This is a genomic window from Vibrio lamellibrachiae, assembly GCF_050337265.1.
Taxonomy (GTDB): domain Bacteria; phylum Pseudomonadota; class Gammaproteobacteria; order Enterobacterales; family Vibrionaceae; genus Vibrio; species Vibrio kyushuensis.
This window is the reverse complement of the sequence record NZ_JAKJSU010000012.1, coordinates 177,950-196,462: the sequence shown is the minus strand read 5'-3', so window position 1 is coordinate 196,462 and position 18,513 is coordinate 177,950. Positions and strand designations below refer to the sequence as shown.

The 18,513-nt window shown below is 39.3% G+C and carries 16 protein-coding genes; 2 read left to right on the top strand and 14 right to left on the bottom strand.

The window, feature by feature from the left end:
• Positions 1–242: 242 nt before the first annotated feature.
• The 6 genes from L4C54_RS19925 to L4C54_RS19900 all read right to left on the bottom strand — a co-directional run bounded on the left by L4C54_RS19925 (position 243) and on the right by L4C54_RS19900 (position 8,305).
• Complete coding sequence (locus tag L4C54_RS19925; protein WP_428809522.1) at positions 243–3,824, bottom strand: YobI family P-loop NTPase; 3,582 nt, start codon at positions 3,822–3,824, stop codon at positions 243–245.
• A 427-nt stretch (positions 3,825–4,251) separates the two neighbouring features.
• Positions 4,252–5,760, bottom strand: coding sequence for an ATP-binding cassette domain-containing protein (locus L4C54_RS19920; protein WP_428809521.1), 1,509 nt, complete (start codon positions 5,758–5,760; stop codon positions 4,252–4,254).
• Complete coding sequence (locus L4C54_RS19915; RefSeq protein WP_428809520.1) at positions 5,760–6,923, bottom strand: YcaO-like family protein; 1,164 nt, start codon at positions 6,921–6,923, stop codon at positions 5,760–5,762. Before L4C54_RS19915 ends, L4C54_RS19920 begins: the two co-directional genes overlap by 1 nt.
• Before the next feature lie 22 nt (positions 6,924–6,945).
• Positions 6,946–7,068, bottom strand: a complete 123-nt coding sequence (locus L4C54_RS19910; RefSeq protein WP_428800180.1) for a hypothetical protein — start codon at positions 7,066–7,068, stop codon at positions 6,946–6,948.
• 380 nt (positions 7,069–7,448) lie between these two features.
• On the bottom strand, positions 7,449–7,649 hold the full coding sequence (locus L4C54_RS19905) for a HipA family kinase (RefSeq protein ID WP_428800751.1): 201 nt from the start codon (positions 7,647–7,649) through the stop codon (positions 7,449–7,451).
• A gap of 173 nt (positions 7,650–7,822) precedes the next feature.
• Positions 7,823–8,305 (bottom strand): hypothetical protein, encoded by a 483-nt coding sequence (locus L4C54_RS19900; protein ID WP_428809519.1) that lies wholly within the window; start codon positions 8,303–8,305, stop codon positions 7,823–7,825.
• Between the two features lie 241 nt (positions 8,306–8,546).
• On the opposite strand from L4C54_RS19900, the gene L4C54_RS19895 reads away from it, so the two are divergent.
• Together L4C54_RS19895 and L4C54_RS19890 are read left to right on the top strand one after the other, a co-directional pair.
• On the top strand, positions 8,547–10,478 hold the full coding sequence (locus L4C54_RS19895; protein WP_428809518.1) for a sensor histidine kinase: 1,932 nt from the start codon (positions 8,547–8,549) through the stop codon (positions 10,476–10,478).
• A gap of 160 nt (positions 10,479–10,638) precedes the next feature.
• On the top strand, positions 10,639–11,610 hold the full coding sequence (locus L4C54_RS19890) for an ABC transporter substrate-binding protein (protein ID WP_428809517.1): 972 nt from the start codon (positions 10,639–10,641) through the stop codon (positions 11,608–11,610).
• A 797-nt stretch (positions 11,611–12,407) separates the two neighbouring features.
• Here L4C54_RS19890 and L4C54_RS19885 read toward each other — a convergent pair.
• From L4C54_RS19885 to L4C54_RS19850, 8 genes are all read right to left on the bottom strand, one after another.
• On the bottom strand, positions 12,408–12,749 hold the full coding sequence (locus L4C54_RS19885; RefSeq protein ID WP_428809516.1) for a hypothetical protein: 342 nt from the start codon (positions 12,747–12,749) through the stop codon (positions 12,408–12,410).
• A 101-nt stretch (positions 12,750–12,850) separates the two neighbouring features.
• Complete coding sequence (locus L4C54_RS19880) at positions 12,851–13,486, bottom strand: DUF6988 family protein (RefSeq protein WP_428809515.1); 636 nt, start codon at positions 13,484–13,486, stop codon at positions 12,851–12,853.
• 106 nt (positions 13,487–13,592) lie between these two features.
• The gene (locus tag L4C54_RS19875) at positions 13,593–13,952 is read right to left on the bottom strand and encodes a DUF2513 domain-containing protein (RefSeq protein WP_428809514.1); all 360 of its coding nucleotides are present in this window, start codon (positions 13,950–13,952) and stop codon (positions 13,593–13,595) included.
• Between the two features lie 472 nt (positions 13,953–14,424).
• On the bottom strand, positions 14,425–15,723 hold the full coding sequence (locus L4C54_RS19870; protein ID WP_428809513.1) for an aromatic amino acid transport family protein: 1,299 nt from the start codon (positions 15,721–15,723) through the stop codon (positions 14,425–14,427).
• 830 nt (positions 15,724–16,553) lie between these two features.
• On the bottom strand, positions 16,554–17,012 hold the full coding sequence (locus tag L4C54_RS19865; protein WP_428809512.1) for a hypothetical protein: 459 nt from the start codon (positions 17,010–17,012) through the stop codon (positions 16,554–16,556).
• 34 nt (positions 17,013–17,046) lie between these two features.
• On the bottom strand, positions 17,047–17,373 hold the full coding sequence (locus L4C54_RS19860; protein WP_428809511.1) for a hypothetical protein: 327 nt from the start codon (positions 17,371–17,373) through the stop codon (positions 17,047–17,049).
• Between the two features lie 100 nt (positions 17,374–17,473).
• Positions 17,474–17,914, bottom strand: a complete 441-nt coding sequence (locus L4C54_RS19855; RefSeq protein WP_428809510.1) for a hypothetical protein — start codon at positions 17,912–17,914, stop codon at positions 17,474–17,476.
• Positions 17,915–18,034: 120 nt separating this feature from the next.
• Positions 18,035–18,508, bottom strand: coding sequence for a sensor protein (locus tag L4C54_RS19850; protein ID WP_428809509.1), 474 nt, complete (start codon positions 18,506–18,508; stop codon positions 18,035–18,037).
• Positions 18,509–18,513: the final 5 nt, after the last annotated feature.

Genomic DNA, 18,513 nt, shown 5'->3' with positions numbered 1-18,513 from the left:
AAGTAGGTCAAACCACCTCACTATGATTTTTGAGGTTAAGCGCCGCTGGCAAGGAATGGGGCATTTTCGATTTAGAAAATGCCAACTGTAACGTTTCTGGACAGGAATGAGCTAGACGTTTTACTAAATTAGCATTTAACGGATTACCTAAGGTACCTACAAATCTCTAACCTAGTGGCCAAATTCACTGTTCCACAACAAAAAGCTCAAATAGATTTAAACAATGGAGAAATAAAATTAAATCATTTCATAAATTCATTCAGTTTTGCTCTGTAAACATGAACCTTGCAGCGACCATCAAACTCTATTTCAAAACTCCTGATCAAGTTAAGTTCTTTCATTATGTTGAGAATATACTTTGTTGATTCTGTAGCATTTATCGTAACTTTATGCTTATTTTCATTTTCATCACTAATTAAATCTTCGATATTACCTACTCTATATTTAGTCACAAACGTGTTTAATACCAACGCCTTATCTTCACTGAGAGCAAGAGCCTTTTGAACAATGGTTTCTTTGTCTAACACTTCACTATCATTTACGAAGGTAAAGAAATCCCCACTAAGTACCCAAGCTTCTGGCTTAATAATGAAGCCGTCATCCGTAAGTAGGAGATCTAATATCACAGAACTTACAAGCTCATCCTCAAAGTTGATGTCAGAACTTATTAGCTCCTCCAATAACTTCTTTCTAATTAAAGACAACTCACTATCTTCATAATTAACGATAGCAACCTTTATCCTGTCATCAAGTAACGATAGCTGCTTGAAAGGTAGTGCCCCACCTACATCAACGCCCAATAGATAATCAAATGCTAGTTTATTATCAGTATCAAAAATGAAAGCGAACACATCACTTTCAAATGGTATCGTTGAATACTTGACCAGCTGCTTCAAACTTTCCGAATTTGATTCTTCCATCTTCTCAAGTTCTTCTAGGTTGAACTCAATATCATTAAAGATCGCTTTCTTAATCTCATTCGTAACATTTGATGATATAAAATCGCTAGTTAACGCCAATGGTTTGTCATTAAATAGACGCTTAAATTCCTTGCACATGTCATCATCAAATTCATCATTAATTTGGTTCACTACATTCAAATCAAACTTTTCATAACGATGATAAACTTCCGGGATACTAATGTAGTTCAGACCTATGAAGTTATTATCCACCAACAAATCCCAGAGAGATGAAGGGATGTCGTTAAGCTGGTCATATTTATGTGTATATACTTCTAAAAATCTCTCCCTAGCCGATACTTCAAGAGTCTCCAAACTGAGTAGATCAAGGAAGTGTTCACGGGTTTCAACGCCATCACTATCGCAACTGTAAAAGCTTATAAATTCATTAATATTACTCTCAACAAATGCAAGTAGTTCACTATCACCTGTGTCTCTAATCGATGAATAGGAGATGTTACTCTCATCTATTTGATGTAAAACGGACACTAATACTGAGATATTTTCTTTTATGAATACCGCGCTATTATTTTGTTTTAATTTAATAGCTGTATCTATAGAGATGCTTTTAGATATGTGTTTAAACTTACCACTTGCGCCATTGAGTAAATAAGATTCCCAGTCAAATTTAGAGCTCTCAAATGTAAACAATATATCAATATCTCTAATGTTGAATGTTGCTTCATCTACCATATTTTTATAAGTATCAGGCATATCAACAGGATCGACAATTTTCATAATGAAAATGAATTCGGCAAGTTCAGCTTCATTCCCATCTAGAAATTTTAGCATTTCCTTCATATGTAATTCATAGTCAATGGTCATTCCAACAAACTTAATCTTTGTTTGGATATCATCCATTGATTGGTAATAGTTCTGATAATCTGTTCTTTCGATTGCGCAATCAGATAACTCAAATGACGTAACTTTTGGATAGTCTAGGAGTGTTTTTACTAGAGATGCTGGAATTCTCTTAGGTAGCTCTGTGAGTGATAGCTTCGTCAAAACAAGTTTGGGGTTGTCAACCTTTCGTTCTATATCTAGATCCCAACCCTGTTTGAGACTTTGAATTACAGAAATATCATTCTTTGTTAGAGAGCCTTCGTAAAATCTACTTATATAAAACTCATAGTCATTTGCTAATGTTTGGTTCCTGATACATAAAGAAACCAACCCGAATTCTTCACCTAGTTCAGTGCTGATTAGTTTTCTACCTACTGAATGGTTAATCACATCACCGATTGAGTATGTGCGAATCTCGCGTTCTGTTTTCAATAAAGAAGCTCTGCTACTTTTAAGATCTTCAAGCGAAACAATAACTTTTTGTTGAGCTTCATAAGCGGTTTCACCTAATGCATTTTTGATTGCATTAGTTCTGATGGAGGTTTTGGCGTTGCTGTATACAATAGTCAGCTGCTTACCTGATGGGGTGCCTATGAATGTACTTACGAAGTCGTCATACGTCAATCCATCCATAGTACGCACATGATAGCCCGTTACCTCTGCTGCTTCGGCATACAGTAACCAAAAAAGCATATTCACTTCTCTCAGATTAGAATCTAAGCGATTTTCTAATCGTTCTATTTGTTCATCTATTTCTTCTCTTTCTTTTCGCGTATCTCTAGAAAGGGCATCTTTAAATTTATCAATACCAGCGATGGCTTCATAAATATTTCCTTTCCTCAAAATCAGCTGAGCATACTCTTTCGGGTAAAGGTTCTTAATTGCTATCATAGAGAGTAATTTGTTTCCGACTGGCGCCGAGTCGGGAAGCTGTCCTTTATACAAAGTAAACTCATTGACAACGTTATTTATCAACCTCATATCATCAAAATACAAGGCGATAGACTGTAAATGCGATGTCGTAATGCCATCCTTCTCTTCATTATTTACCCTTTCCCCATTAGCTTCGAGTAATCGCTTAAATATCTCAAAAGCGTTACTACTATGGACAACTGGTACTATCGGGATGATGAGGTCAAAAAACTTAGTTCTATCATTCGCTAAAAACAGGCAATCCCTTACTGCATAAATAAAGTAAATGGGTCTTTTAATATTGTCATAACTATTCAATATGAGGTTCAGTTCTCTAAGCGAGTTAAATACTCCTACATCTTCAAATCTATCTAAATCCTCAAAAATGACTACGTCTGTGTCACCACTTTCAAAGAAATATACAATTTCATCTATGTAACGATGTAACGCTGAACTTTTCGGGCTAGTTCCGTTAAATTTGATTCCTTTAAAATCAAAGTTTGAAAAGTGTATGTTTCCAGCAAACTTAACTACTTTCCAACTGACATAAGAAACACCTAATAAACAACCTAAAGAAAATAGCCCTGCTGGAAACATCTCGAAATAGGTAAGTAAGGCCAAAGGAATTTGATCAACTAAGAAGACATAAGCATAACTAGTCAATGAAAACAGAAATATACAAGCGTTTACAAATACAGAAGCCTTAGACTGATAACTAATACGCCTAAACCTTGAGTTAGGGAGGCTTTTTGCTTGTACAGAGTACAATAACTGTTGGACAATACTTTCTTCAACAACTTGTCTAGTGGCTCCCTCATCAGAAGACCCTCTCGCTCCCTCAACAACTGGTTCAGTGGCCTCCTTATTCGTAGGTCCTTTTAACTTATTACTCGAACTATTGGCAAACTTGGCTAGCGACACTGTTTTATACTGGTATTGTGGGTTTCTTCCCTGAAATGACTTGAGATGACTACTTTTACCAACAGAATAGTTGCCAGTTATTGAGATATTCCTAATAGCGGTTCCATATTGTCCCGATAAAACACCATTGAGCTCTTCTTCAAATTGCGCCATTTTACCCACTGGAATTTCTGCTGGAGTCAAAGGCACTAAATTGGACTTATACTCCACAGAATTAAGGCATTTAAGGAAAGTTGACTTTGCAGATTTGAAGGCTCTATAGACATTGCCTACTGTAAACTTGGAGTTGTTTATCACGTTATGACCGCTAATTTACTTGAGTGCTGATATTGTACAAGTAATCGCATATATCAACTAACAAATTACTGAATATGCTAGATCTTTATCCTATTTAGGTGCCAAATTTGGCCGCATAGTTGGATGAGGAAACGTAAGTCAAATTGCTAGGCTGGAAACCAGATTCGATCTTACTCTGACAAACTTTGGGGCACAAACGCTCTAGTAATGTTCATCCCAGCATTGTGATCACCAAGCGATTCTGTCGTACCTTAACAACCAAGCGACTTTGTCGTTATTCGCCTTTGAATTAAGGGGTATATATCTTGTCTTTAATCGTTTATGGAGGTTGATATGGTACAACGCCAACTTCATCTAAAGTGATGACTTTATCGAAATGGTCTAAATATGAATTGTCGTGCGTTACAACAACCATTTTGGTTTGTGGCTCTAATAGACTAAAAATTACCTTCCACAAATCATGGCCTGTTTGACTATCTAAGCCTGTTGTAGGCTCATCGAGTAGTAATAATTCATGGGAATGGATATAAGCTCTAAGAAAACACAGCCTTCGCTTTTCACCGCCACTGAGGTTCTGACCGTTACCATGTAGTTCCGAATCTAATGACAGCCTAGAAGACAGTCCTATCTTATCTAGCTGACTCGTCAACCAACCAATATCCATTTCTTTCCCAAGGGAAAGGTTGTCGTAAACACTTCCCGAGAAAACAAAGTTGTTTTGTTCTAGATAGTTAGAAGAGAGAGGAGATACGGGCTTTGGGGTTAACAAACCTGCCAGAGTATCGAGTAATATTGTTTTGCCTTGTCCACTTTTACCTATAACGGCAATTGTCTTTACATTTGGCTTTGCCAGTTCCTCTAGGGCCTTACTTAATAACTCACTCACTTCAGAACCTTCACCTTTGTGACTTAAAATTTCCTTTAATGCTGAAAAATCTTCTTGGCTTTGATCAAGCAATCTATAGACATCCAATAACCCTGCGAATGCCCTCGTTAAACTAGCAGAGAGAAGTAGTGCTGTGACAAGCGCTCCAGCATCAGCGTGTTGCACTGGAAACAAGAAAAATATGAACAATGCGATAATGGAAAGTGACATTAAGCTGTGTGTCGCTATAGCGACACCATCAAATACACTCCGGCTGACGGCAAGCGATACAGTTGTTTGTCTATAATGTTCGAAAAATGGAGCAATGCGCTTTTCAAAGAACCCTTCGACACGATTAGACTGGATGGTGCGTATACCCGAAAAGACACCAACAAGTTGATCGAGTATTTCATCTTCTGCCTCATTAACTCGACGGATGTGAGGGCGTCTTAGCCTGATAATTAGAGCCTTAATCAATGCAGCAGTCGCTAGGATAACAATCACTAGAGCAAAGGTTCCCCATCCACTAAAGAGAACAATAGCGCCACAAAAGACCAGCAATTCAATGACTAAAGGTAAACCTCGCGATACGCTTAGATTGATGAACTGCTCGTAAGATCCTATGCCTCTTTCAAACTTACTGGCTAATGAACCTATCTCTAACCGTTTGAAATGACTAAAGGGTTTACGAATTAGCTGACTAAACAATATCCGTGATTTGGTCTCGACGTTGAGTTGTATTTCTTGCTCAAAAAAATAGGTAAAAAAAGGCGATATACTAATAGTCACTACTGTCGACAACAGTAGATACGTTAACAAAGTCTCCATTCCTTCTAGCGAGATAGACTGAGAAGCAACGTTAATTATCTGCCCGATTAAATACGAAGGAAGCGCCAAGTTAGCTTTAAGCAAAAGTAAGATAAAAAAGAGCAAAGAATACTTTAGGTAGGTGACTTTAAGCATTACATATCTCCCAATGGTACGACCAACTTCCCCTTATCTATAATATTGAAGCGCTCCAATCCGGGTATATATGTCGATGTAAGCCATATTTTTTCCTGATTAAATGCCGTATGGACTAGTAAGTCATACCCTTTAGCTTTAACTGAACTCACTAGATTTTCGTAATGCTGCTTAAAATCTCTTGAATCCTGTTGCATGGCAGAGCAATCCATAAGAGGTAGCGTGTCTAACTCAGAAAGATCTGTGATTTTACATAGTCTATCGTATTTATTTAGCAATTCGCTTGCCTTAATATCATCATTAAGTTCGACAGCGTCATAGTTCTCTATAATTTGAATGAGCTCTGAGAGAGCTCTTTCTATGGCATGAAATTCTGAATACGAAACACCAGACGAACGAAATGCCATAGGGCTAGCTGCAGAGTGCATCACGCACGCACAAAAATGGGAACCAAAGAGTGTGGTAGACATGATGAAAGAAAGCTCGTCAACATTGGGAAGAGATAGCTGATATTTTTCCAGTAGTTCCCATGGGGGGATGACTCGGTAGAATCCACCAGAGTAATCAGAATAACCTATGTATTGTTTGTATAATTCACTCAAACAATGGCGCTCTACCACTTCGTTTGCTCCATGAAGCACGGCTTCTTCATATGAAGACCCAGATGCCCAACCACTATTTGACGTGTATTTATTAAGGAAACAATACGCATCATTTGGCTGAAGAGTTTCAATGTAAAAAGGGTTAATTAAAGTTTCAGGCACAAGATAGTTTTCTAAGGATAAAAGGGAGTGATAACTTGAGAATTTCAATAACTCATTCCCGTATTCAGCCAGTGTCTTTCCAAAGAGACATTGAGAGTGGCATTTTTTCGATTTCAACCATTCCTTCAACGGAACCACTTGAATATGTGAAGAAGTAAAATGATGCTGCAACATCATGTGCTCAAAAGCCTCAAAATACGCTCCTGTTACAGCGTAGCTTCCCTTTCCTGACCCACTTGATAAGGGGCTTCCTGTTAAAGAGGAAAGCTCAACAGTTGCCACTAGATTGTCTTCCGTGGAGTAAAGTGAGGAGTGAATGTTATGCTCCTTTAACCAAAGTTTCATCGTCTCGACAGCCTGTTGACCACTGAATTCGCGCTCTATTGGGTATGTACACATATAACACTCCTCAAATTTTAAGCTAAGCCAAGAAAGCTAAGAAATCGCGCTCTTTGCTATTTGTGCTTTCGGAGAAGCCAAATTCAAGACTTACTCCCAGAGGTGGCTCAGTTGGTTCGGTAATTTCAGTACGTTTGTTACCCATAGTTTTTCCTTAACATTAAGAGATGAAGTGGACTGTACCGACTAAGAATTAGTGTGCACAGTCGACCTGAACTTATCTGACCCATTGAAGTTGTTTAAATTATTTATACTTAATTATATTTTAGTGTGAGTGGCTTTAAATGGATTTTCTTGGCAGTCTTTGAAGCGTTAGTACGATAAACACGCTCTATGAYCTTGTCATTTATAGCCTGCATTGTTGGAGTGAAAATGCCCCTGTAAAATATAAATACGGTCTCATKTTAAAAACAGTKTGGTCAAATTTGCACCCCAACCCCTTCCAATAGGGGCGTTTTTAATCGATAACCCAGCCTCTTAGCAAAAACAAAAACTAAGTAGAAATAGGGCAAGAAGTGTCCCCTGCTATTTCAAATTCTTTACCACAGCCCACGCTAATGAGAAATCTGGGATTGGCAAGCCAAAAGCTGTACCTAATCGCGCACAGATCCATTCTTTAACCAAACCGTTCGATGCGGCTTTGCGTCCTTTGACAATATGCTTATTGTTCTCATCATCAGTACAAAGGTAAGGAGCCGTTTTTCCTTGAGTCATTTCTCGTGAGATTTTCTCAATACAAATCTCTCTTTACTACAACATTACCGAGTACCAGAACACACAATGCTACGACCCTAACGCAGTAGACATTACACATATAAGAAAAAGTAGGTCAAACCACCTCACTATGATTTTTGAGGTTAAGCGCCGCTGGCAAGGAATGGGGTATTTCTAAGTTGTGTTTATGCTGATGTCGCTATTTCTAAAACCATTGCGACTGTTTCATCAACCGACAATAGCGAGTTGTCAATATGGGAACCAAACTCTGGATAGGCAATGCCACCTTCTACAAGTTCACTAATCCTGGAAATCTCCTTATCAGACAATACCCTATTGCCACGATTACTCTGTAAAACATCAATACATGGAGTGAGTGATATTGGAACTATTTTTTCTACATTCTCACTTAATAGTTCCTTTATAAACTGAAAATTAAATTCATCTAATGGATATGCGATTAGTGAATTTATACCTTGAGCCTCAAAGTTACTCGCTAGTGCAGCTGCATTGGTCAAACTTAACTGAATTGAATCTTGAAGATCCATCCATCGTACGCAGTCTCTAAGAGAATCACCTTCAATAAATGCAAATTTCTGTTGAGTACAAAAAGCATTACCGATGGTCGATTTTCCTGAATTGATGGATCCATTTAAAAGAATAACCACTCACACTACTCCTAATTATCACGACTTTAAGTTCGACGCAGATTGATGTTACCAGCCTTTGTACACAGTAGAGTCATGAGAAAAAGTAAGTCAAATGATGCTCTGGTAAAGTGAGCTGTAGATCGGGCGCAACACGAAAGGGCAGTAAGGTGCTTATCACAGCCTTTGAGAACCTCTCAATACACAGCAAAACCATGGCCAACAACTATACTATTAGTATCGTTATGGCTATCAGGTAAGCATGGGGAAGAGTCAGCTTTTTGAACATGGTCGGCATAACCCATTCTATAGTCGAATCGGTCGCCGTATCATTGTCATAATCATTGCTCTAAGTGGTTTGATTACATTGTTAACAACCCTGATGCAGATCTATTGGGATTACCACGAGGAGTTCAATACTGTCGACCAACGGCACTATGAAATAAGGCGTGTCCACGCCCCTTTGCTCGCCTCATCGCTATGGGATTTTGATATCGTTGTTCTAAAAGAGCGAATGGATGGCTTGGTCGATCTTCCTAGAATAGATTATCTACGGATCGACTCCGAAGATTATTCCTTTGATGCAGGAGTCCCAGTTCGTGGCGATTCTATTTCCAACACCTACCCGCTAGAATATGCCAATCAGGACTTAGCCGAAACAGAAGTGATCGGCCAGATCTATATTGAATCTGACACTCAATTAATTTATGACACACTACTCAGACAATTCATAGTCACTTTGACCCTGAATGCAGCTAAGACCTTACTGGTATGTTACCTCATTCTCATGGTGTTCCATGAAAGCATAAATCGACGGATTTTCTCAATCGCCAACTACCTAAGACACTACAGCCCAAAACAACCGTCCAATCCTCTTATACTGATCCATAAAGCGTGGATCATGGAGAAATATGACGAGCTGAATTTGCTCGCCGATGAAGCCAACAAGATAACTAGAGACGTCACGCAGCTGTACACAAACATAAAATTTGAACAGGAGCGCCTGAGCGATTTTACCCATGTCTCCTCCGACTGGTTATGGGAAACGGATGCAAACGGGCGATTAACATACTGCTCTGAATCCATGTTACAAGCACTGAACATCAACGAGTTTGACAAACCACTCATTTTTGATGTGCCACAATTTAAAACCCTGTTTTCATTACATGAAGCAATTCGTTCGACAACCGATTTTACGATGTGTGAAGAGTCAATCATCATTAACGGACTCACTTATTATGTACTTTTTCATGCGTTAGCAAAGTTTCGCCACGGCGACTTTATTGGTTATCGTGGAACAAGCATTAACATTACGCCGCTCAAATCCACTCTATTTGAATTGGAACAACTTAACGTGACGCTGGAAAAGACGGTTGCAGTTAGGACATTGCATCTAAAACAAAGTATGGAAAAGCTGCAAGCCACTCAGACACAATTGATCGAGTCTGAAAAATTAGCCGCTCTTGGGGCGTTAGTCGCGGGAGTGGCTCACGAAGTGAACACACCATTAGGCATAGCCATAACCACGGCCTCTTATGTTCAGGATCTCACCGCCGAGCTAAATGCTGCCTTTTCCAATCAAACACTCAATAGCGCTGATTTTAAAGCGCTCGTTAACCAACTGGAGGACGGCAACACCCTATTAGACAAAAACCTCAATCGAGCGGCGAAATTGGTCAATGATTTTAAACAAACATCCGTTGACCAAGTGTCCGAGGCTTGCACCCCCTTTTATGTAAAACAAGTTCTCGATGCATTGATGACCACCTTGAGTTCTGAAACCAAACAAGTCCCTGTCACACCAATCATCGATGGAGATGACAGTATCATGATGGACAGCCTACCGGGTGTGATCACGCAAATTGTATCCAACTTAGTGATGAACAGTATTCATCATGCCTTCGATGATAACGATGACCCAAAAATCTCAATTCATTTCTCTCAAAACGAAAATAATATTGTTCTCGAATATCGAGATAATGGTTCGGGCGTTCATCACTCATTACATAAAAAAATATTCGAACCTTTTTTCACTAGCCGGCGTGGTAAGGGTGGCAGTGGTCTGGGACTAAATTTGGTGTTTAATTTAGTAAAGCAAAAACTGTGCGGGCAACTGCATTTTGAATCACAGCCAGATCAAGGGCTCACGTTAACGATGATCATACCGAAAAATCACCAAATGAAGGTGGAATAAACGAACGAGCTAGCTTCGGTATTAATATCACATTTCCACACCCTATACGCTATAAGTATCACCCTTGTGTAAGCCACGCTCCAAGCTTGTCACTCTAAGGCGGTTAACCTCCCCTCAACTATACTTTAGGGTACACAGTAGACGACAAGCAGTAGAAATTATGAAAATATTTTTGCTCGTATTATTCACCCTTTTTTGCTTTCCTGCTGCCGCGGGAAAGATATTACTCATTGAAAGTTATCACTCAGAGTTTCCTTGGGATAAAGAATACATCCAAGGAATAAAAAGTCGCGTCAATGTCGACCATGAATTGGTAACTTTTCAAATGGACACAAAGCGTATCCCCCAAAGCCAATATGCCGACAAGGCGGATAAAGCCTGGGACTATTACCAAAATCATAAGCCAGATATCGTGCTCCTTGGGGATGATAATGCCCTCAAATACATGTTACCAAAACTCTATAACGAGCCCATTAGTATTGTTTTCTTAGGAATAAATTCGAACCCTAGAGGACTTCTTGCTGAGTATAGGGGACAAGCGGAAATCACCGGTATATTGGAGCGACCTTTATTGCTCAAGAACATAAAAAGCATTACCCAGTTGATGCAAATGGACCAAGGCAAAGTGTTAGTGCTTTTTGATTCTGGTACTACGTCCCACATAGCCAACACCTTTATTTCTACCCAGTTTGAGGGCGCCCTTCGCCAGTTAAAGGTGGAGGTCACGAGCTACAATGTTGAAACCATTAGTGAGTGGAAAAGCTTAGTGACTGACGCCAAAAAAGATGGGTACCAAGCCATTGTTATAGGGTTGTACCACACGCTGGTAGATGAACAACTCAATAATGTCGACGCCAACAATGTGTTGTCTTGGACAAACCAGAATACTCCTATTCCCATTTTTGGTTTCTGGGATTTTTCTGTAGGTCAAGGCAAAACTATCGGTGGCATCGTGTTATTTGGGGAAAGCCAAGGGTCTGCTGCCGGGGCAATTGCTGAGCAGATACTCCAAGGTAAATCAGCCTCTAAAATCCCAATTAAAACGGGTGAAAAAGGAAAAGCCATGTATAGTCGACAAGAAGCAGCGCGTTGGAACTTAACCCCCCCTTCTAGTTGGTCTGCAATAGATTGAGTGTGAAGTGCACGAGATTTAAATGTGGGCAGTCACGATCACTCGCCGATCTGCCCACGGGAAATGGCGCCCATTTCAGCGTCTCGCGGAATCAAAAGAAACGTGAATATTAAATGATCCAGCTCTGAAACAAAGTCAGCATTTTGTACGCCCTGAATAAAATAATATTAGATAATTTAGTATTATTTACTTCTAGTTCCATATCATAGGTGCATACTCAATAAGGTTAGTAACGTGGGTTGTCACAGGAAAGTACATACTTCCTTTTTACGCATCACCTGTACTCTTTCTGTATCGCGTTGGTAATAAGTCTGAATTGGTATTTTTGTTTATTTATTGTTCACTTTGGCTACAGTAACTGCACAGTCGGTCTGTAGCCATTTTTTTCAGCGCTAGCATGTTTTTATATATCAAGCGTTGAGCATGTAGTGATTGAGGCTAATTGGTCATCATTTGACCAAGTTTGGATTTGTTAAGGTTATCTGATTTTCAAAGATTCGAAATTCGTAGTTCTCTTAGGTATCCTCTCTCAATAATCTTAACCCTCCTCAACAAATTGCCTTTTACATAATGTTATAGGGTGCTGATTTATTTTTGTCCAGTTACGAGCAGAACCGTTCAACAGCCAGACATAACTATAAGTATCTTAAACTCAGTAGCGCGACCCGTTGCTGAGTAATCGCGCTAAAACACAAAGGGGAAAAAGCGTGTTAGACGGCATTCTCGAAATAGTCTTCTGACAACGTAAAAAGCTAGCTATTGACGCCATAGTCGTTTACGTGCTTGTTACAGGCTAACTAATCTTCAAATAAACCTAAGTTTTCATTCACATAGTCCATCACTTCATCATAGAAAAATTCGTCGATTTTACCCGCAATGACATAACAAAGTAGATAAGATGATACAAAGTGGAATCTGTATTGTTTTTTCGAATTGGAATCGAATGACCAGTCTGTTTCTACTTGTTCATCAATTTCATTGTTCATCATTTCAAATAACGCATCATTGCTCATTTGATTTCGTTTAGCATAGAGAACTGATGCCAATTGGTACATGTTTTCCTTGGAGATTTCACCAGAAGAAATAGCAGACAGTGCTTCTTCTAATGCTGCATTCACCTCTATAAGCCACTTTTCCATCGGCTATCTCTCCGTTATTCTCTAATTGGTACATAACGCTGCATTAAGCGGACTTAAATAGTTGGATATAATGTGTAGCGAAGCGTAACCTAACCAACTGTTTAGTCCCGTTTAAACGCCTTGTTAAATGCCCATGATTGTACAAATTCCATAAGCTTTTCCATCTGTAAGTCACCATCTGTTTTGGTTGCTAGATCAGATAATTCAGCGAAAGACATGCAAGCTATCATTGTCGAAAACTCAATGGCTTCATTAATATGCTCATCATCATAGCAATGTGCTATTGAACGACCGTTAAAATTTCTATTAAGCTGAATACTTCCTGAATGAGTGAGGCTATTTAAACCACTCCAGATGTTATCTTTTATCTCAGAAAAATAAGCGGGCAATTCGTGTGTAGCTTCTACTTCAAGAACCATATCACCAAAGTTAATGCGTTTATTACTCTTTGAAACCAATTTATCTTCGTTAATGTACTTATCCAACTGCATATCATTTGCACATTTCTCTAGCCACATACCACGAATATACGTTTCAAATATAATTCTTAGCAAGGAAGATGCTGAAGGGTAAGCGCTATTACTTAAACAAAATTTTATCCCTTGTGCATGATCAAGAACAATAGCGAATAAAGTCGCAGCAGCTTTAACTGAGACCTTATCGGTCGTAATCTTAATTTTTACGATATTACTTTCGATAATATCAAGTGTTTCTATGTATTTTGGTAGATTATTCATATGTATCACCACGGCCACTTAACGCCAAACTAACCCGCGCGAAACCTTGGCATAGACTTTTGCGAAGCAAAAATTCCAAGCGTGAAGAGTCGGGTTCAGTGCCTTGTTAACTTGCTTTTACAGCCTCTTTGCACAAACCAATCAATACTGCTTTCAGTACATCAAATGGTAGACCACCGATTTGCGGCATAATTTTCTCTTTGGCATTTTTCCAAATTGTTTCATTCTTAATTGCATCTGCGAAATCATGCCCCTCCCACGTTAAAGAAAATGGGATTACTCGTACAATACGGTCTGGCGTAGAACCAGAACATACAGTTTCGCAGCGGACTAAACCTGCTTCATATAGAAGGTGATAATGTTCGTCAAATTCTAGTTCCGTATAACCTTCAAAAAGAGGTTTCATAATCGGATGATCATTTTCTTTTTCCACGATGAACAAGACCAATTTTCGTATTAGATCCATATCTCTTTTCAAAATAATTCCTTTGAACTCGACCAAGCCAGTTAACGCTTATTAGACGGAATAATTCCGCTTTTGCTTTCCCTCTATCTTGCTCAAGCATCATCGGTTACTCACTATGTATCAATGCTTTATTTGAAGTTTGATAGAGGATTACGGAAAAATCCCGTCTTGTAAGCCAAGGCTGTTCGTTAGTTGTTTTGGCTTAATATTGAGTTACAAAAACAATCAGGCTAGCACTCCGAGAAGCTTTAAGCCAAGCACGATTGAGCCTTGATTCTAGGGATGGAAGCTGGACATGAAAAAGTAATAAAATTGTAGAGCTAGATAGACCTTTAATATCCATCATCGTCTCAAAAGATCCAAATATTCGCTTTGGCTCTAGCCAACCATAGCACTTTCATGTGCGCGGCTCAGAAATAAGCAGTAAACCTGCTAGTAAAATGAAGTACAAACTACCCCAGCGCAAATACCATTAAGAAACGCCAAAACGGGGCAATAGATCAAGTATATCCAAAAATTGAATGAGAACGATTGAAACACCGAATGAGAAAACGACAAAAAGAGCGCCGTTTCCACCCACAAATCGATATTGACTAGCACTTGAGCTAGGTTGAGTTTCAGTATTAGATCCCATCAGAGAATCTTTACGCAGTTTTCTCACTATCAAAACTGGGATTATACATGTCCAAGTAGCTGCAAACGGAGCTACATATCCAATAGAGATAAGAAACCCCATCGGATAAAGTAGAGAGCATATCAATGGTGGTAAAAATGTCACAGCCCATGTTTTGGTCCTATCAATGCGAGAGTTTCCAAACTTAAAAACATCAGCAAGAAAGTCAAATAGCCCTAACCCCACACCGATAAAACTCGACAAGATAGCCGCTGATGAAAATGAACCGATCACAATAGTTAATGCTTCATCCTGTAATCCCTCAATTATCGCCAAAAGTAAAGAGTCAACGTTGCCACCAGCAGCATTGATTTCCCAAAAGCTAGACCGTTCTATATTACCGTAAATACTGAGTACCCAAATAACGTATACTGCCAGTGCAATCAGAGCGCCACCGACTAACGCTCTCTGAGCGACATATTCATCACGATAATAGTCTCGCATTGTCGAAACAGCATGATGAAACCCGAACGCTGCAAGAGCAATAGGCAGAAATGAAAGAACATATTTGCTTTGTGATCCGCTGGGATCGTGATACATCAGAAAGTTGACATTGATGTCCTTTACAAGGCCTAAAACAGAGAATATAAAAGTAAAAACCATCACCAGGAGTAGTACAAGTGATGCTCTATCAACCCACTTTGTGGAGTGCCAAATTAAGAACGAAAATACCGAGACAAACAACACTGATGCAACAGAGGCATTTATGCTCACATATTCCTCTAAAATCAGTCCAGAAACGGTGATGTATGCATAAAGAAGGATCACTCCAACAAAATAGACTGCCAAATTATTAATAAGCGCAACGCGATTACCCAATATATCTTTAGTCACGGTTGAATAAGATGAACGATATGGGTAAGCCTTTAGGGCTTCTAACAAAATACACCCGCTTGAGATCATAATGGCCATGACTCCTATAAGGGTGAGTATTGACCAAATAGTCCAAGCGCCCGCTCCAGCGGCAGGGAGAGTTAACGTGCCAGTGCCGACACAGATGCAGGCTATTATACTGCATCCTCCCAATAACTTAGGTTTTTTACTTTCCGTATTTAATTGCTTTTGATTAACTGACTCATTACCAGAAATATTATCCATTATTAGCTCCACTTAATTTTAATTCTTCATCACATTCACACTCCGCCCATACCAAGACAATAACTGACTAACTTACTCACACCTCAAGTATGCTACCAATATTATTGCGGACACATGGTCGCACGTAACAAGAGTTAGAGGTCCTAAATAATGGTTATTTATTATTGGTATATACTTGTTATGAACGCTAAAGGACGTTGAATATATAATCGGTACGTGTAGCGGTGATGAGATAAAATAGATTTCGTAGAGATATCACCACCAGCTAAAATGATTAAAGTTTTAAAAATGGTCAGAATTATCCTATCGGAAACAAGACAGCAAAACCACTCTTTGTCGGATATGACCTAGGGTATATGGCAATAAATTACCGACTATTTACTACCTCACTCAGTACTATCGTGTCATTTTAGCCGTGTAAATAGTTAGACGGGATTAACCTAGCTCAGGTCTGTGTCAAGGAACGACTACTCGGCACCCTCACCCTGTCATCCTATTTACTTGAATGTAGCATTAACCGTACGTTGAACAAACCCGCCCTTTGTTTTACTTACACTCACTGCTGTACCGGCGATGGAGCACCTCATTAAAGAGTACTCCATCGCCTCTTTTCTTTCGATTTATCTTTATGAACGCTGAAACGAATCGATCGAAAACCTAATTAAGCTGAGCATTAGTTAGCCTAAAGATGGCGTTTAGGCTTTGAAACGGCCGCACCTCACTTATTGGAAAAGCAAACGGTTCTCTAGCCCTAAAGATCACGTGGTTCAAGGGTGCCCTCAACGATAGCTCTTAAACTAAAGCGATCTAAATGAGCCTCGTCGATGCGTTCACGAGACAAGCGTCAAAATGCCAAGGGTAGCGAGTAAACAAGGCGCCATTTTTCTTTTAAGGTGAGTATGTTCATTTAAGACAAAGTAGCCCAAAATCATATCCAACATAAAGGCGCATTGAAACAAAGCCATAACGACACTATAGGCGCTCATGTTGAGCACTTTTAATAACAGGTAGTAGCTTATGGAGCCACAAGCGGCTGTTATCATTGCATTTAGTGCGACCTCTTTTATCAAATCATAACGAATTTTAAAGAGTGTTAGCGTTAAAAGAGCCGTCCCGGAAAACCCGATAAACGAGATCACGCTGGAGGGTAAAAGCTCGGTTAGCGTTTTATCAACGCCTATCGCCATGGTTAGGAATATCGGGGCGAGCCAAGCGTGTAAATAAGTCAATAAACGAAGGCTTAGTTGGCTGCTTTTACCGATGAGCATTGACGCAAGCAGTATCAGCATCCCTCCTAAAATTTGCAAGGAGGTCAGACTCTCATTAAAAAAGCAATGCCGAACAGAACGCCCAGGCCACCTTGGTTTTTGAGATAACAGAAACAATGCCTAATTCCGTTGACGTGCGCGCTCTATACCTAGAGTAAGCAAACCCCATCCAGGAGAAAATACTGACAAGGATCAAAAACACGAGCGCCCACCCCCAATCTGCCATAATGTATATGCCTCCTGATTTAAGGTATGGAAAGGAGGCGACAAACGCATTAGCAGAGGCTAACGCAGCCGACAATTGCCATAGTTCAAATTCAATCTCAGCTTCGTTTGCCAACAGCATCTTGCGAATACCGGTTATAGTGATGATTGTAATCAAGCGAGCTCTTATCTGACTAATGGCATTAAAGGGGTTCTCAGAAAAATCAAGAAAATCGACTCAGTTCGCATTGCTATCAAAACGACGAAACGTTTAGAGTTTAATCAAGTGAGCGATAAATAGCATTACACCCATTCGTTCTCCACAACTCTTGATTAACTAGCTTCCAATCGAAATAAAATGCCTTTTTTTGCTCATCTTTCTCAACTTCGAATGCTTTGTCGGGTTCAGACATTTTGGCGACCATATAGCCTAACAATATCTGACGGTCTTGCAGCATTTCTAAAAAAGTCTGCATCACCTCATCATTAGCTTGAAGCTGCAACTCTAGGATTTTGTCCGTATTCGCTGTAATTGCTCTGTAAAACTTGGACATTGCTTTTTGGGCTTGTGCATCTGATTTAAAATTACCTAACGTGACATCCAAGCATTTCGCATAGTCTTGATTGACCGTATAAAGCTGCTTTGCAGAATAAGGAACAGCATGGCTACTTAGAGACACCGCCAGCACAAACAAACTAAGACTAGAGATAAACTTCATATGTTTTTCCTCAAACGTATAACGTTTAGCTAACTCGTACGAAACCTTGGTATATACTTTTTCCGAAGCAAAAATGCTAAAAATTACAGTGTCACGTATATCGCTTTGTTAACTGTATGGCTAAGAACCAAATGGTTTAGCTGAAATTATCATATAGCTGATTGCGTCAATCAGGCGCTCTGCTTTGCTTAAACTTCTTGTATAAAACAGTTTTACCACGAGATTTTCGTCGTTTCTCATTTGAACGATATACCAATCTCTCTTACTGAAAAGTTCCAAGGCTGATATTGAATTGAAATAGTATCTTGAGCTAATGTCAGATGCTTCTATTTTGACAGAAGATAACACCATGCCTGAATCCTCATTAATATTGCTCATAGTGTGACTACTGGTTTTTAAACCGTCAGACAAACCAATATACGAATCGGTGACAACTATGTCTTCAGGTCTGTAATTTAAAGGCTGTTCCATAACAACCTGCTCAATGATTTTTACTGCGGCTTCTTCACTTAACTCTAGCTTGGCGGAATAAGGCATATGTTTAGCGGCACAACCAGATAAAAACAGAAGTAAAAAGACAATACAATTTTTCATCAAAA

Coding starts and splice junctions, on each gene's coding strand:
- L4C54_RS19920 (WP_428809521.1), bottom strand. CDS start 5,760: ATGCTTAAAGTCACCTACCTAAAGTATTCTTTGCTCTTTTTTATCTTA.
- L4C54_RS19915 (WP_428809520.1), bottom strand. CDS start 6,923: ATGTGTACATACCCAATAGAGCGCGAATTCAGTGGTCAACAGGCTGTC.
- L4C54_RS19910 (WP_428800180.1), bottom strand. CDS start 7,068: ATGGGTAACAAACGTACTGAAATTACCGAACCAACTGAGCCACCTCTG.
- L4C54_RS19895 (WP_428809518.1), top strand. CDS start 8,547: ATGGGGAAGAGTCAGCTTTTTGAACATGGTCGGCATAACCCATTCTAT.
- L4C54_RS19890 (WP_428809517.1), top strand. CDS start 10,639: ATGAAAATATTTTTGCTCGTATTATTCACCCTTTTTTGCTTTCCTGCT.
- L4C54_RS19885 (WP_428809516.1), bottom strand. CDS start 12,749: ATGGAAAAGTGGCTTATAGAGGTGAATGCAGCATTAGAAGAAGCACTG.
- L4C54_RS19880 (WP_428809515.1), bottom strand. CDS start 13,486: ATGAATAATCTACCAAAATACATAGAAACACTTGATATTATCGAAAGT.
- L4C54_RS19875 (WP_428809514.1), bottom strand. CDS start 13,952: ATGGATCTAATACGAAAATTGGTCTTGTTCATCGTGGAAAAAGAAAAT.
- L4C54_RS19870 (WP_428809513.1), bottom strand. CDS start 15,723: ATGGATAATATTTCTGGTAATGAGTCAGTTAATCAAAAGCAATTAAAT.
- L4C54_RS19865 (WP_428809512.1), bottom strand. CDS start 17,012: ATGCTGATACTGCTTGCGTCAATGCTCATCGGTAAAAGCAGCCAACTA.
- L4C54_RS19855 (WP_428809510.1), bottom strand. CDS start 17,914: ATGAAGTTTATCTCTAGTCTTAGTTTGTTTGTGCTGGCGGTGTCTCTA.
- L4C54_RS19850 (WP_428809509.1), bottom strand. CDS start 18,508: ATGAAAAATTGTATTGTCTTTTTACTTCTGTTTTTATCTGGTTGTGCC.